This is a genomic window from Acinetobacter sp. P1(2025) (genome assembly GCF_051390655.1).
Classification (GTDB): Bacteria; Pseudomonadota; Gammaproteobacteria; order Pseudomonadales; family Moraxellaceae; genus Acinetobacter; species Acinetobacter junii.
Window position 1 is genome coordinate 1 of the sequence record NZ_JBPKBJ010000074.1, and the last position, 16074, is coordinate 16074.

General features: G+C 38.6%; 15 protein-coding genes. 6 read left to right on the forward strand and 9 right to left on the reverse strand.

Annotated features, from left to right (window positions below; translation table 11 throughout):
- Nucleotides 1–256: 256 nt before the first annotated feature.
- From ACSC97_RS14985 to ACSC97_RS14995, 3 genes are read right to left on the reverse strand one after another with little or no spacing between them, the layout of a single operon-like run.
- Nucleotides 257–1318, reverse strand: a complete 1062-nt coding sequence (locus ACSC97_RS14985; RefSeq protein WP_436661726.1) for a DUF6670 family protein — start codon at nucleotides 1316–1318, stop codon at nucleotides 257–259.
- 25 nt (nucleotides 1319–1343) lie between these two features.
- Nucleotides 1344–2168 (reverse strand): CDP-diacylglycerol--serine O-phosphatidyltransferase, encoded by an 825-nt coding sequence (gene pssA / locus ACSC97_RS14990; protein ID WP_129264055.1) that lies wholly within the window; start codon nucleotides 2166–2168, stop codon nucleotides 1344–1346.
- Nucleotides 2169–2207: 39 nt separating this feature from the next.
- Nucleotides 2208–3065 (reverse strand): 23S rRNA (adenine(2030)-N(6))-methyltransferase RlmJ, encoded by an 858-nt coding sequence (locus ACSC97_RS14995; RefSeq protein WP_004916432.1) that lies wholly within the window; start codon nucleotides 3063–3065, stop codon nucleotides 2208–2210.
- Nucleotides 3066–3183: 118 nt separating this feature from the next.
- On the opposite strand from ACSC97_RS14995, the gene ACSC97_RS15000 reads away from it, so the two are divergent.
- Both ACSC97_RS15000 and ACSC97_RS15005 read left to right on the forward strand, forming a co-directional pair.
- Entirely contained in the window at nucleotides 3184–3792 is a 609-nt protein-coding gene (locus ACSC97_RS15000) for a 2OG-Fe(II) oxygenase (protein ID WP_125298786.1), read from the forward strand.
- A gap of 63 nt (nucleotides 3793–3855) precedes the next feature.
- Nucleotides 3856–4383 (forward strand): hypothetical protein, encoded by a 528-nt coding sequence (locus tag ACSC97_RS15005; protein ID WP_125298787.1) that lies wholly within the window; start codon nucleotides 3856–3858, stop codon nucleotides 4381–4383.
- A 15-nt stretch (nucleotides 4384–4398) separates the two neighbouring features.
- Here the strand turns inward: ACSC97_RS15005 and ACSC97_RS15010 are convergent, their stop codons facing one another.
- From ACSC97_RS15010 to ACSC97_RS15025, 4 genes are all read right to left on the reverse strand, one after another.
- Nucleotides 4399–4641 (reverse strand): DUF2789 family protein, encoded by a 243-nt coding sequence (locus ACSC97_RS15010; RefSeq protein WP_004916443.1) that lies wholly within the window; start codon nucleotides 4639–4641, stop codon nucleotides 4399–4401.
- A gap of 160 nt (nucleotides 4642–4801) precedes the next feature.
- Nucleotides 4802–5788, reverse strand: coding sequence for a malate dehydrogenase (locus tag ACSC97_RS15015; protein ID WP_004916445.1), 987 nt, complete (start codon nucleotides 5786–5788; stop codon nucleotides 4802–4804).
- Between the two features lie 168 nt (nucleotides 5789–5956).
- Nucleotides 5957–6643, reverse strand: coding sequence for a ribonuclease T2 family protein (locus ACSC97_RS15020; RefSeq protein WP_412778890.1), 687 nt, complete (start codon nucleotides 6641–6643; stop codon nucleotides 5957–5959).
- 26 nt (nucleotides 6644–6669) lie between these two features.
- Nucleotides 6670–8661, reverse strand: coding sequence for a lytic transglycosylase domain-containing protein (locus tag ACSC97_RS15025; protein ID WP_125298788.1), 1992 nt, complete (start codon nucleotides 8659–8661; stop codon nucleotides 6670–6672).
- A gap of 215 nt (nucleotides 8662–8876) precedes the next feature.
- Here ACSC97_RS15025 and miaB point away from each other — a divergent pair, with 215 nt between their 5' ends.
- From miaB to ACSC97_RS15045, 4 genes are all read left to right on the forward strand, one after another.
- Nucleotides 8877–10328, forward strand: a complete 1452-nt coding sequence (gene miaB / locus ACSC97_RS15030; protein WP_004958909.1) for a tRNA (N6-isopentenyl adenosine(37)-C2)-methylthiotransferase MiaB — start codon at nucleotides 8877–8879, stop codon at nucleotides 10326–10328.
- A 39-nt stretch (nucleotides 10329–10367) separates the two neighbouring features.
- A complete protein-coding gene (locus ACSC97_RS15035) occupies nucleotides 10368–11441 on the forward strand; it encodes a PhoH family protein (RefSeq protein WP_436661732.1) in 1074 nt (357 codons plus the stop codon).
- A 292-nt stretch (nucleotides 11442–11733) separates the two neighbouring features.
- A complete protein-coding gene (ybeY, locus tag ACSC97_RS15040) occupies nucleotides 11734–12219 on the forward strand; it encodes an rRNA maturation RNase YbeY (RefSeq protein ID WP_039047584.1) in 486 nt (161 codons plus the stop codon).
- An 11-nt stretch (nucleotides 12220–12230) separates the two neighbouring features.
- On the forward strand, nucleotides 12231–12530 hold the full coding sequence (locus tag ACSC97_RS15045; RefSeq protein WP_004916464.1) for an antibiotic biosynthesis monooxygenase family protein: 300 nt from the start codon (nucleotides 12231–12233) through the stop codon (nucleotides 12528–12530).
- Nucleotides 12531–12594: 64 nt separating this feature from the next.
- Here the strand turns inward: ACSC97_RS15045 and ACSC97_RS15050 are convergent, their stop codons facing one another.
- On the reverse strand, nucleotides 12595–14745 hold the full coding sequence (locus ACSC97_RS15050) for a TonB-dependent siderophore receptor (protein ID WP_436661735.1): 2151 nt from the start codon (nucleotides 14743–14745) through the stop codon (nucleotides 12595–12597).
- A 252-nt stretch (nucleotides 14746–14997) separates the two neighbouring features.
- A complete protein-coding gene (locus tag ACSC97_RS15055; protein ID WP_004957789.1) occupies nucleotides 14998–15885 on the reverse strand; it encodes an energy transducer TonB in 888 nt (295 codons plus the stop codon).
- Nucleotides 15886–16074: the final 189 nt, after the last annotated feature.

Sequence of the window (16074 nt, forward strand, 5' to 3'; positions counted from 1 at the left end):
CTCTTAATGATCTTCTCGATGATTCGTCATCATCAAGCTAGGTCGGCTATATTACTCTAAATTTCTTTAAAGTCAACAGGTAATTTAGATATTTTTAAAACTTATCAACCAACCCAAGAATCTAACCATTTTAGCCAAATCCTTGTTTCTCAACAAGTTTTTATCTGCATCACCGCCGATGGATGTGCATTCTACAGTATTTCTAATCGCTTGCAAGCGATTTATTGGAATTTATTTTAATATTTAAACTGATAGATTATTTTTTACACAAATAAGGCTGAAAATGTGGAATTCGGTCTAAGATTTGTTCAGTTTTACTTTTTTCTTGCCAATGCAAAGGTCGACAATCGATGTATTCACAATACCCACTCCCTTGATAGGACTGATTATTCCAAAATAAATCATAACTAAAACTACCAACATAACCCGCCGCTAGACCAAATTTATAATCGCCCCTACTCTGTCCGTGTAATTGAAAGATAACTTCTTCATTTTCTTGATATTGCCAAATGAATTCACGTGGAAGATACATCTCACGTCCATTAGGAGTTTGAATCTTTGGATATACCCTAAGGGTATCAAAAACTACATTTCGATCATAAAGAGTCGAACCTTGTTGGCTGGTTTGAACCTCAATTCGAGAGAAAATTACGTTATTCCATTGGTTTCGTAATTCTGAAAGGATGACTTGGATTTCTTCATTAATATGAATGATTTGATATGTGAAAAAGTGAAAAGCAATAAAAGGTAAATATACAGCCCGTGCATGTTTTAAAATACCTTTAGTCTCAATCGAAAATTTTTGATTTTTATAAATAATCTCCCCTACGCACTGACATTGTACATACCAGTAGTCAGCCACGCCCCAGTGCAATGCTGTATGATTTTCTATTTCAGAACAGATATTTACCCTTAAATCACAGCTAAATTCATTGTCATTTCGTTTGAAGTAATAGTTTGGAAAATCAACATGAATTTGATCAACATCCAAGAATTGATATGAATCAGTCTCAAATTGACACTGTTCTTTTGCACTATAACTTTTTAGATGTCCAACTGTTGATAAGCTACTGCTTACCAAAACTGTAGCTGTATCGATCGCAGTTGTGGAAATTGCACTTGGATTATAACAAATGGGAATACGAGGTTGCCCGATCAAACTAATGAAATTTACATAATGAAAAGGTGCAGGCAGATTGGGTAGAATCAAACCTTGATAAACAATTTTAAATAAACCTTTGGGCGGGTAAAAAGTTAAAGCATCTGACTTATTGAGGTTCAGCTGCTTTAATTGACTATTATTCATCAACAATGGCATGCCGAACCTCCTTTTATTTAGATTGTTATTTTGGAATCATTTTTTTAGCTAATAGTGTCGTTACAAAACCAGACAACACATAGATGATACATACAACAAGTATCCCTACAGGAATATTGTAGGTGATTGCAGCAAAAATCAAGACTACAGGCAACATGACTACAAAAGGAACACGTTTGCGATCCATTTGTTTAAATGAATAGTATTTGATATTTGAAATCATAAGCAAACCAATCGAAACCATAATCACGGCGTTGATGATTTGTATTGTGATGTCATTTAAATCAAATACCAGTGGATAATCTTGACTCACCCATACCATTGAAATAACGGTTACAGCAGCTAATGGGCTTGCTATTCCTATAAAGTAACGTTTATCGACTACACCGATTTGTACATTGAAGCGTGCAAGTCGAAAAGCTGCACAGGCTGTGTAAATAAAACAACAAGCTAGACCAATTCGACCCAAATCATTGAGGCTCCAACTGTACATCAAAATAGCTGGAGCTACACCGAAGGCTAATAAATCCGAAAGTGAATCATACTGTTCACCAAAAGCACTTTGTGCTCCGATTGCACGAGCAACTCGACCATCCAAACCATCTAACAATGCTGCTAAGAAAATCGCATAAATAGCTTGAGTGAAATTACCATTCATACTAGCGATGATCGAATAAAAACCTGAAAGTAATGCCGCTGTTGTAATCAGATTTGGCCATAAATAAATGCCGCGTCTTTTAACTTTTTGCCCTTCATGCGTTTGTTCTTCTTCTTCGACTTCAAAGGTGATCCCATCAAAAGAAAGCTCTTCTTTCTTCAAATCAGAATCTGACTTAGGAGAATTTGTCATTATTTTCAATTCCTCGAGAATAGTTTGACATTGATGGGCTTATTCACCCACCAACCAACGCACTGCAGCATGACCACCATTTTCACTCATTCGCAAATGAGGGAACAACCATTGTAATGCCTGATCAGCATCTTCTGAAAATTTCCAAGGTGGGTTAATCACCAATAAACCACAACCATTTAATCCAACTGGCGTATCATCAGGCCATACACAAATTTCACATACCAACTGACGACGAATACCAGTCTTAAACATTTTCTTCTCAAAACGGTCAATCATCGCGCGATCTTTAATTGGATACCACACAGCAAAAACACCTGTCGGCCATTTTTTATGTGCAGCTTGTAACAGCTCTACTAACTGAGGGAAATCTTTACGTTCGATTTCGTATGGTGGGTCAATCATGACCAATCCACGTTTTTCTTTAGGCGGAATGACACCCATCAAACCTTCATAAAAATCACGCTCATGTAAGCCCGCACGTTTATCGCGAATATTAAAATACAATTGTTGAAACACATCACGCTGCATTTCAAATATAGTTGCTTTATCAATATCACGCATGCCTTCAAGCGCAAACCAAGGTGAACCTGGATAAGCACCCTTACCGGAACCTGCACGCATATCTTCAACAATTTTAAGATATTGTTTTACGCCTTCAGGTGCATTACGTTTAATCGAATCGTCAAGCTTGACCAAACGATGGATACCCGTTAAAAACTCACCTGATTTTTGTGCTTCAGACGTAGATAAATCATATTTACCTGCACCGCCATGGGTATCTATATATCTATAAGGTTTATCTTTAGCATTTAAACGAGCGAGCAGTTGAAGCAAAAGTACATGCTTCATAACATCGGCAAAGTTACCCGCATGGAAATGGTGACGGTAATTCATGTTGACAATTATTCCTCAATTCAAAGGGTAGTTTATCACGAATGAAAAAAGTATTCTTTAGCGTTGATGTGATCGACTAAGATCATACAGCCTCTTCATCAAGCTCTATTGGAAATATATGCAGCAAAGTTCTCTTCCTGAATCGTGGGATTTAGATAAAGTTTTGGATGATTTAAATGAATCAGGTTTTGCCGTTATAGATAATGTTTATTCTGCTGCATATGTAAACTCCCTAGTAAACGAATGCAATTCACATCTTACTGAGTTCAGAGCTGCAGGCATTCAAAATGGTATTGTGAGTCATATACGTAGCGATCATATATTGTGGATTGATGAACAATTACCGATCGCGCAACAACATATTAATGCATTAAAGAACTTGTCTCAGTTATTAAATCAAGCGTTTTATTTGGGAATCAAAGAAGTAGAAGCTCATTTTGCCTGTTACAACGCAGGTGAATTTTATGCATTACATCGAGATAATCCTCAGAAAAAGAATGATCGCATGATTTCAACTGTTTTTTATTTACATGAACAGTGGCAGGAAGACTTTGGCGGTCAGTTACGCTTGCAAGATAAAAATGAGCAATGGCATACCATTCAACCATTGCCTAATCGGCTTGCTATCTTCCAAAGTGATTTACTACATGAAGTGTTGCTTTCAAAACAGCAACGTCTATCAATTACAGCATGGTTACGCAGTGGAAATTCGCTTTGGAATGCCTAAACCTTTAAATTGCAAAATAAAGCCCTATATATGCATGCATAGATCAAGGTTTTGGATAAACTGATGTCAAATGAAACGAAACATGTAGTAAATCGAATTGGTGAAACAGACCAACTCTATTTAAGTGAAAATACACCTGAACTTGCTTTAGAAAGAGCTGACTTACGTCTGCAATTGGTTGTACTCAGTCATGTCCGTCAAGAACAATTGCATTTCTTGCAAGAAGCCATCGTGCTACTTGAGCAAGCTCGGATTGAATTTGAGGAAATGCCATTAAGCCTTTATCTTGATCTCTCGTTGCATTTAGCCAAAGCTTATATGATTTATTTTGAGCTAACCAAAGAACAACGTTTTGCGATTATTACACAACAAATCCTAAAGCCTCTCGCTCACTACGATCATCTAGATATTTACTTCTTTTTGGCTTATGCATCTGCAAGTAAAGAAGAGTTTGCGATGACTCGACATTGGTTAAAAAAATATGTGGCATGTGTAGATCACGACTTGCAGTTGTTAAATGCACATCCAGCTTTTAATCAAGCCCGCCAAGAAGAATGGTTCATAAGTTTAATCCATAAAAAAGCTCACTGATGTGAGCTTTTCTTATTAAGTTGTACTATCAACATGTAGTTGCTGATTCAACTCATCTATCACGATAGCCCATTCATCATCTTTATCCCAATGACTCTTAAGAAAGTCTCGTTGCCCAGCACTCCAAAAATCAGCTTCGTGTAATTTCTGGCTAGCACTCAATTGATGAGTTTTAATAAAGTTTTCCATCGAAACTTCATCTGCATCAAGCCCCAATTGTTCAAATAAAAGTTCAAGTGTTGGTTGTTGTTCAAACATTTTTTCTTCTCCTTAGGTAAAACCGATCTAATAAATAATCTAACAATAAACTGTATTCACTTGCAGGCATATCTCTATATTTTCTTGTTGTATTTTGTGTTCTTAAAATAAAAAAGCACTCTACAAGAGAGTGCTTTTCATAATTTATCAAAATGATAAATTATTTAACCATGTCAGCAATCGCTGCACGTTCTTCTTCTAACTCGTTAAGAGTGAAGTTGATACGGTCACGGCTGAATTCGTCAATTTCTAAACCTTGAACGATTTTGTATTCACCGTTTTCAGTTGTTACAGGGAAACCAAACATTACACCTTCAGGAATTCCATAAGAACCGTCAGAAGGAATACCCATAGTTACCCATTTGCCATTTGTACCTAACGCCCAATCACGCATATGGTCAATTGCAGCGTTTGCAGCAGAAGCAGCAGAAGACAAACCACGCGCTTCGATGATCGCAGCACCACGTTTACCAACTGTTGGAAGGAATACATCTTTATTCCATTCAGCATCGTTGATTTTGTCTTTTAAGCTTACGCCATTTGCAGTTGCAAAACGGTAGTCAGCATACATAGTTGGAGAGTGGTTACCCCAAACAGTCATGTTCTCGATGTCAGAAACTGCAACGCCAGCTTTTTGAGCAAGTTGAGTTAATGCACGGTTGTGGTCAAGACGCAACATAGCTGTGAAGTTTTTCGCTGGAAGATCTGGAGCAGATTTCATTGCGATGTAAGCATTTGTATTTGCTGGGTTACCAACAACTAATACTTTAACATCACGGCTAGCAACTTTATTTAAAGCTTGACCTTGACCAATGAAGATCTCGCCATTTACTTTCAATAAGTCAGCACGTTCCATACCAGGACCACGTGGACGTGAACCTACTAATAACGCATAGTCAGCATCTTTAAATGCAACTTCTGGATCATCAGTCCCGATCATGCCTGCCAATAATGGGAAAGCACAGTCATCAAGTTCCATCATTACGCCTTTAAGCGCTTGTTGAGCTTTCTCAAAAGGAACTTCAAGCAATTGTAAAATTACAGGTTGATCTTTACCTAACATTTCACCGCTAGCGATACGGAATAATAAGCTATAACCAATTTGACCTGCAGCGCCTGTAACGGCAACACGAACGGGTTGCTTCATGTGATATTCTCCAATGAGATGCGTTAGCACGATTGAATTCTTTTGTTATTCAACCGAATTATCATAAACGGCAAAGATTGTACTCTAAAGCGAACGCAGATGCATGTAAAAGAGAATGGATTTCAACAAAAGTCTGATAGAAAATACAAATTAATTCAGAAAAAAAGCTTAATAACTTCCTTTAATTGTAAATTCACTTGGACATCCTGTGACCACATGACTCGAACACTGTTTGTACTGACCGTTTTTCTGATAGCACACTCGAATCTCAGTCAAAATAGAGTCAAATTTGGATGCTTGGCAAGTAAATCGAATTCCATTGGGTGGTAGAGAAGGATTTAATTTAGTGAATTGCTGCCTTAAATTTTCTTTTTGTACTTCAATCGTATTAGGGCTAGTCAAATCAGCAGGTATTTTTAATCTCTCAGCAAAATTAATAATCGTTCTGAAATATTGACTCGCATTCATTGGCACACAGCCGCCGACATTTTGCCAAAGTTGTACCCGTGCATTTTCATCTGGCATTACACGTGCAACCACTTTTGCTTGTAGAGGGGATAATTTAGCCGATGATTTTGTTTGACAGTCTCGACCAACAGGAACTTCTGGCAATAAACTTGAGATCGTCAGAGAATAACCCTCTAAACATTTACGTTGTTTTTGACGTGAAGAATCAAAGGAACAGACAGCAGGTGTCATTTGGACATGCATCACATATCCAGCAATATCAGCTTTGTCCGCTGCATATAATGGAACAGCAAATGAAAGAGCTAAATAACAGATTAGTATCTGTATAGCCCTAGACATTGATTCCTTCATCAAGCACATTGATTTCATCAAATACAAAAACTTCATTATCTCAAGTTCAACGATGCCATGCGTTAAGGTTCATTACGTACAGGAATAATACTCATACGTTTTTCCAGAGATTGAGGTCCCTGCCCTAACACTACCCCATAGTGTGTTGCATTGGTCATGACATGTTTTACATAGTCACGTGTTTCTAATAAAGGAATTGACTCAGTGTATTGATCAGCCGCAATTGGTTGAAAATCAGGTTGCCAACGACGTGCACGATTTGGGCCAGCATTATACCCCGCTGTCGCAAGCACTGCATTTCCGCTCAATTGACCATGAATCATCGAAAGATAAAATGTTCCATATCGAATATTCGTGTTCATTTCACTCAATGCCGCAGGGTTATAGGTTTCTCCCATTTGTCGAGCAACCAATTTGGCAGTGTTTGGCATGATCTGCATCAAACCACCAGCCCCGACATGAGACCTCGCAGTGGTCACAAATCGACTTTCTTGGCGCATTAAACCATACGCCCAAGCTGGATCAATACCAGCATTGTAACTATGACTAGTCACATTACTACGATGCGGCGTTGCAAAACGATAGGTATCATTGTGTCGAGTGCTGGTTCGATCAGCCGCATAAATTGCTCGATCATACCACCCCATATCATGTGCGCGCTTGGCAGCCGCCAATAATAAACCATCGTCTTTTTGTAGATAAGCCTGTCTGACAGCCCAGTTCCATTCTCTATTGGTATAATTGGCAGGGGCATTAATATCACGTAAAGCGAATGCACGTCTAAAGTGAATATTTTGGTTTAGACGCTGAATATCTTGTACGCTTGGTTGTTCGTTATAAGGTTGATGATTGTATCGCTCACCTAAACGATCTTTAGCAAGCAAGTTGTGATAATCATCACCAGCTTGCGCTAGTTTGCGATAAATTTGTTGAGCTGCTAACTTCGAGTCTTTGTCATTTCTTTGCTCTGATGCACGAGCCAACCAATATTGCCAACGATCTTCTTGTTTTTGTGTAACCGACATTGAGTCTACTGCACGAATTACACTTTCCCATGCACCAAATCGCACCGCTTGACGCGCATAAATTTCAGCTTCTTCGGGACTAAATGGATAACCATAACTCTTATCAAATGCATTTAATACTTCACGATTAAAACCATTTTTCATTACGGTTGTACCACCAACATAGCCGATAGTACGATACAAATATTTTTGTACTGGACTTGGTAAATCTTGAGCAACACGTTGCACATTGCCTAAAGCATTAGTTAAATCACTATCAGCTACGCGACCTAACGCAAAAATTAAATAGGCGTAATCCGCGTCATTGGCTTTTGGCGCACTCCATAGGTACGCGAGAGGATTAGATTGAATTTGATTAAACTGGGCCAGAGATAAACTTAAACCCATAGTTTGTGCAGTTGCAATTGCTTGCCCCGACTGACCAGCTCTAAGCTGTCCCCACAAACGTTGTTGGCGATCTTGAGCGGTCATTAAGGGGCTTGATAACATCATACGCCCCAAACCATTGCATGATTCAGGTTGGGTATTTGTTGCCAACCAAATATCCTTATATTCTGCATAAACCAAACTATCCCCAGTTTGAGCTCGAACCTGCGCCACAGCACAACTTTCGTCTTGATCAGGGTTCGTTACATAACTGAGGACTGGTTTTGCCTCACTAAAGTTCGCTTGTTTTACCTTTTCTTCAACATAATCTGCTGCTAACTTTTCAGCCATTGCAGACTTTGGATATCGTTGCGCAAAATTGATAATTGAAGATGCTGGCTGAAACCCAAGATTACTATTCAATTTCCAATATTCTGGGTAGTAACCCAAAACATCATTTTGCATCTCATATTGGTACTGATCGAGCAATGCGGTATTCCCCGCATTCGCAGCACGTAAAGCATCATTAAACTGATCATCTAAAGCATAAACAGACGAACACGCAAGCAAACCACCAACAACAAAACTACGTTGTAAGATTTTCTTGTTATTTAGTTTTATTTTGAGGTGTGGAACTGAATTGTGTTGCTTATTCATCTTCATCGATACATTTGCCTAATTTCGCCTGCGATTATAGTTTAATAACTCTCAAGTCTTACTATTGTTGTGTTATGTAACTTGCTGATTCATATTCATTAAAATTCACGTATTTTCATCCACAAAGTGTCCATTTTTGTCATTTTTTTATTCTCAGCGAACATTCAAAAATGCTGCTATAATCCGCGGTTTGTTTAAATCCACCTCGTTTAGGAGCCTGCATGACGGTTCAAACATTCACTCCTAGTGCTACAAAAGCTGCCTCAGAAAACACTGTTACCCAGCCAACGCACACCACTGATGTTTCAATGAAGAAGTTATATATTGAAACTCAAGGGTGTCAGATGAATGAGTATGACAGTCATCGTATGGCAGATTTGCTTGGCGACTCACACGGCTACGTTCTGACCACAAATCCAAACGAAGCTGATATCTTGTTAATGAACACTTGTTCAATTCGTGAAAAGGCGCAAGAGAAAGTCTTTAGTGAGCTTGGTCGTTGGCGCAAACTGAAAGAACAAAATCCTGACCTAGTGATTGGTGTCGGTGGCTGTGTTGCTTCTCAAGAAGGTGACAACATTCAAAAGCGCGCACCTTATGTCGACATGGTATTCGGTCCACAAACCCTACACCGCTTGCCACAAATGCTAGATCAGCATCAAGCCCAAGTGGAAAAGCCAAAGAAAGAAAAAATCAAATTAGTTGATATTTCTTTTCCAGATATTGAGAAATTTGATTTCTTACCTGAACCACGTGTTGAAGGTTTTAAAGCATTTGTCTCGATCATGGAAGGCTGTTCGAAATATTGTTCATTCTGCGTAGTCCCTTATACACGCGGTGAAGAAGTTTCGCGCCCTCTCGATGATGTGTTAGCAGAAATTGCTGGATTGGCAGAAAAAGGTGTTCGTGAAATTAGCCTGCTTGGTCAAAATGTAAATGGTTATCGTGGTGAAACCTTTGAAGGTGGCATTTGCACATTCCCTGAATTACTGCGCTTAGTTGCTGAAATTCCAGGGATTGGTCGTTTACGTTATACCACCTCTCACCCATTAGAATTTTCTGATGAGTTGATTCAATGTTATCGTGATTTGCCTCAGATGGTTTCGCATTTGCATTTACCTGTACAAAGTGGTTCAAACGATGTATTGCAAGCCATGAAGCGCAATCACACGATTGATGTCTACATCGATAAAATTGCAAAACTACGCAAAGTTCGCCCTGATATGCATTTATCAAGTGACTTCATTATTGGCTTCCCTGGCGAAACGGATGAGCACTTCGCTGAGACTTTGCAGTTTATTAAAGATTTAGATTTTGACCACTCTTATAGTTTCGTTTATTCAAAACGTCCTGGTACACCTGCATCTGAACTTCCTGATGACACTCCAGAGCAAGTGAAAAAAGATCGTTTAGCACAAGTTCAACAAGTGATTAAACAATCTAGTATCGATAAAACTGATGCGATGCTGGGTAAAATTGAACGCGTACTGATTGAAAAAGTTTCTGATAAAGATCCAAATCTTCTGATCGGTACAGCGGACAACACTCGTCTTGTTACTTTTATCGGTGATGCAGCTTGGGTTGGACGTTTTGCTGAAATTGAGATTACTGAAATCAAAACTTTAAATTTAGTTTATGGTGAACTCTTGAATCTTGAACCTGACGTGGCGTAATGTAAGGGTATTCTTACAAGACAACATAAAGGGTTTCTCTTGACTGCAGCGATTCGACGTACAGTAACGTTCCCTGAAATTTCCATGGAACGTTTAAAAAGCATGCTCGGTGCGTATAACGGGCATTTAAAACAAATCGAACAACGTTTAGATGTCAAAATAACTCACCGAGGCGATGCCTTTTACTTAGACGGTGATATCGAAGCGGTTGAACGAGCCGAAGTACTTTTGCAACGGCTCTTTCAAGAATCTGAAATTTCTTCTCAAATCAGTGCGGATGTACTTCATTTAATGATTCAAGGATCTCAAACTGATCGTGAATTTTTGAATGATTCTGATCAAGAACATACTGGGCTTGATAACGTTTGGCTACAAACGCGTAAAGGCCGTATCAATCCACGTGGCGCGAATCAAAAACGCTATGTACAACGTATCTTACAAAGTGATATCTCCTTCGGTATCGGCCCTGCGGGTACAGGTAAAACCTATCTTGCAGTCGCTGCGGCAGTAGATATGCTCGAACGTAATGAAATTCAACGTATCTTACTAGTACGTCCTGCAGTTGAAGCAGGTGAGAAACTTGGTTTTTTACCAGGTGACTTAACTCAAAAAATTGATCCTTACCTTCGACCACTTTACGATGCCCTATATGAAATGCTGGGCTTTGAAAAAGTAGCTAAACTCATTGAACGCCAAGTGATTGAAGTAGCACCTCTCGCCTATATGCGCGGACGTACACTGAATCATTCTTTTGTCATTTTGGACGAAGCTCAGAATACAACACCTGAACAGATGAAAATGTTCCTTACACGCCTAGGGTTCGGTTCAAGAGCGGTAATAACGGGTGATGTAACACAAGTAGATCTACCTCGTGGTCAGCAATCAGGTTTGTCTCATGCCTTACGTGTTCTTGAAAACGTCCATGAAATTCATATCACGCGCTTCCACTCTCGAGATGTAGTACGTCACCAACTGGTACAAAAAATTGTCGAAGCTTATGAAGGCTGGGATAGCGAACAACAACGTTTGTCAGCAGAAGCTCGTGCTGAACGTAAAGCGAGACAAGAAGCACTGGTAGCAGAAAATGATGAGAAAGCTGACGCTCAACATTAATGAATATACTTTTTGTGTGATATTAAAAAAAGGCACTTGAAATCTGTAGGCTCCATGGTCATTACAGAGTTAAGTATATGAGTATGAGTAGCCTACAGTGATCTAAATGAGGATAGTTTAGTGTTTTGTCAGCAAACTTATGGGGCAGCAATTTTTTGAAAGATGGTACATGAGAAGACAAATGATGCAATAAATTGTATCAATATGCAGTAAAGCATTCCTCTAGTCTTCTTTCTATCCCATTGAGTTTCACTCTAAATTTGTAGATGCAATTTATATTTAAGGATCTATTTTGAAAATCAATTTAAGTCTTCAACAAGACTTTCAAGCCAATGATTTACCATTGAAGCGTGGTCAAATCAAAAAACAAATTGAAACTGCATTACGTCATGTTGGTTTTGACGCAGATTGTGAGATTGGCATTGCTTGCGTTGATCTTACAGAAAGTCATGAACTGAATTTGCAATACCGAGAGAAAGACAAACCAACCAATGTCTTGTCTTTTCCAAGCGATATTCCAGAAGAAATGCTCAGCTTACTCGAAGCAGAGCCTTTAGGTGACTTGGTCATCTGTATTCCTGTTGTGTTACAAGAAGCAGCAGAGCAACAAAAAACACCAAGTGATCATTTCACTCACTTACTCGTGCATGGGATTTTACATTTACTCGGCTACGACCATGAAACCAGTGAAGCCGAAGCTGAAGAAATGGAAGCTTTGGAAATTGAGATTCTGAAAAAACTTGGGATCAGTAATCCTTACCAAGCTGATGAAAATTAAGCCTGAGTCCTATGTATATCGTTATTTTTAAAGCCACCATTAGACAATTGGATTCTACTTACACCGAAATGGCACAAAAGCTTAGAGATAAAGCAATCGGCCAATATCACTGTGTTAAGTTTGAAGCATGTTGTGAAAATGATTTTGAAATAGCGTTGTCTTACTGGAACAGCCTCGAAGATATTCAACGATGGCAACAAGATGCTGAGCATTTAGTTGCCCAACACTTAGGTAAAGAAAAATGGTACCAGCATTTTAATATCGAAATCTGCAAAATCGAACGGACTTACTCAAGCACAAATAGATTATGAATAAGTGAGAACTTATCCACAATTTTAAAGCGGCTGAATACAATTTCAGCCGCTTTTTCAATTCTTAAAATTGATATCGTAATGTAAAGGTCACATTACGAGGTGCGCCATACACCATCAAATTATCGCCAATGCCTGTATAGTATTTTTTGTCAAAAATATTATTCAAATTGATCTGAGCTTTAATATTTGAATCTATATCATAGCCAAGCATTAAATTTGCTAAAGCATAGGCATCCTGGGTGATGCGTTTGTCACCATCTCCTGTATAAAACTTACTCTTGTAATTTACACCGCCGCCAATACTCCATTTATCTAACTTATATTTGGTGAATAAATTGGCGTTAGTTCTTGAAGACATTGTTTGCACTTCATTACCCTGAGCATCTTTGGCATTGAAATGAGCAACACCAAAACTTAAATTCCAGTTATTGGCAATTTCTCCATCTAACTCAAATTCAACACCTTTGCTTTCGACACCATCAGCACTACGGTACGCTTTTTCTGTTGTTGGGGTTCCATCTGGACTCAGTATAAAAGTTCCTGTTTCTTCTGCAACATTATCTTGTTTGGTTTGGAATACCGATAAAGCAGCATTCAGCTTTCCATTTAAGAACTCCCCTTTTAAACCTGTCTCATAACTTTTACCTTCTCGTGGATCAAGGTACTGCTTATTTATATCTCGTTTATCTTCTGGTTTAAAAATACTGGTATAACTCGCATACCAAGAATACTGATCAAGAAAATCAAAAACCAAACCTGCATATGGAGTTACTTCATTTTTGAATTTTCTATTTCCGACACCATCATCACTCTCATATTTCCAGTCTGATAACCGTATGCCTGTAATTATTTTCAAAGGCTCAGCTAAGCTAAATTTACCTGCCAAATAAGCGCCTGTTTGAGTCGTTTTATTAGGAACTTGATAGACATTGTTATTTTGAATCGATCCTAATAACGGTACATTTGGATGATCAAAATCAAGTACCGCATCTGATGCAATTTGAGGATTACCTGAATACCATGTGTCTTTTTGTGCTTGGTTATACATAAAACCCGCCACAATTTCTTGCTCTAAACCACCAATAGAAAAGGGAGCAGAAAGATAAATATCAATATTATTTTCTTTCGTCTTAGTGGCATCAGACCAAGTCATTAATGTACCTTTACTGGTATTTGTAGTTTTATCGAAACTCCCCCACAAATAGAGCAATGCAGTATCTTGTTTTACTTCACGATATGCATAATTCACATGCAAATTCACATCATTGAATAGATTTTGTTTCAAGGTTGCAAAGGCTGTGGTGGTGTCCGTATTCCAATAAGTCCAATCAGAAGTTACTGTTTTGGATCGATCAAAATCGACGCGTTGACCATTACTATCAAATGCTGGTAATCCGCCCCACCGAACTCCATCACGCTCTAAGTTTTGATAACCAGCCCCAACAGAGACATAGGTTTTGTCGCTGATATCAGCATCAACCACGCCATATACAACATTATTATTTTTCTCATACCCTTTCATAAAAGAGTCAGTGTCTTCGTGCTTTACCACGACACGACCACGAACTGTTCCATCAGTATTCAATGGTGTAGAAATATCTGCTGAGCTCGTCCATGCATTCCATGAACCCAAAGAAGTACTTACCTGCCCAGTTAGTTCTTTCGCATTAGCATGCTTTCGAATCATATTGATAGCTATTGCTGGGTTACCAGCACCAGTCATTAAACCATTTGCACCTTTGACCAACTCTACGCGATCATACATTGTTAAATCAGGATCATTTGCTTCCATCCCCACATTACTGGGAACACCATCAAATAAATAATAGTCGACATCAAAACCTCGCGCTGTAGGATATTGACGCTCATCCCATTGGTTAACTGACACACCTGTGACGTTATTTAATAGATCCTGAAAAGAACTAATATTGGCATCATCCAAATACTCACGAGTTAAAACCTTAACGGATTGTGGCGTTTCACGAAGCGATAGACTCAACTTAGTCGCTGTATTTGAACTCTTCGCAGTATAACTTTGAGTTCCCTCTGTAACTGAGGATTGATCATCTTGTGCTTTGAGGCTAATCGTTGGTAGTGAAACTGTCGATGAAGAGGTGCTGGTTTCTGCAGAGGCAAATGAAGGAAGTAATATCGCCATCGCCAACATAAGAGGATGGGCCTTAAAAGATTGAAAAGTCTGAGATTGATGCATGAGAAATTTCCTTATGCAAAGATACGAGATTTAAAATGCATGCGCTGATCTCCCTCAGAGCATTTACTTTTCAGCAAAGGAACGCATACAAAACAATTAAAATACAATGCAAATGATAATTATTTTTATTATCAGTTCAAGTTTTATTTATGAAATGTAATGAAGTGTTGTAAAAAAAGAAAAATGAATAACAATAAAAAAAGCTATCTAATTGTAATTAAATAGCTTTTGATAGATGATCTATTTTTAAAATTAATGCACTTCAAACTCAGCATCCACTGGGTCAAAACGCCAAGTCCGAATGATACGTAATTCAGAAATATCCTTCTTCATCGTGGAATCAAATGCACCAAAAGGAGCTCCACGGCGCACTGAAGCTTTAGCTGCTTCATCTAAAATAGAATGTCCCGAACTCTCAATTAAACGAATTGCACGTATCCCACCCTGTGAGTTCAGAATAACCATTAATCTAACTTCACCCGATAACCGCTGTTGTTTAGCAGCATCTGGGTAATAGCGATTTCCATACAGTTCAACTTTTTGGCGGAATTTATCTAGATACGCAGCAGAAGCATCCTGTTTAGCTTGAATACCATCTACCGTTTTAATCCGTTGTTTACGGCTAAAATTTTGTTGTCGTTGTAAATACTGAGCTTCAAGACTAGCAACCATGGCAGCTTTTGCTTGGAACTGACTTTGTAAATCCTCTAAGGCTTTTTTACGCTCGCTTTGTTCTGCCTGTTTCTGCCAGCTCAATACGGTCATTAAAACTTTTTCTTCAAATTTTAACTCGCGTTTTTGCTGAATCTTTTCTAAGCTTTCAAACTCAGTTTCACCAGTAGTCGCATCAGCCTGCATCGGTGAAGGCATATCACTCGACATGCGATGTGCTTCTCGAAACTCACCTGAACCCTTTTGATCGGCTTGAGCGAGAAAATCAGCATTTTCTACTTTATCAGTACTAGGGCGAATAGAAACTGCGATTTCCTTTGTGGAGGTATCGGATGGAGTTGGCATAGCAAACTGTACCGCAAGCACAGCCAAATGCAGAAGCAATGCTAAAATCACAGCCCCTACAAAAATTGAGTCTTGCCACCAATGAGATGACAACTCCGAACGAAAATTTATTTTATTCCACATGGCATCTTAGCGGCAAAAATTGCCTCATCCCCAACGGCAAAGCCGTATAAAAAGTCGAACCAGTATTCAAAATTTTCTTTGTACACGACAAAAAAATATAACTCATTGAAATAATGGCATAATACTTGTTTTCTGACGACGAATATGATGGCACATTTCAATGAGTTACATCTCATCTTAAACAAATAT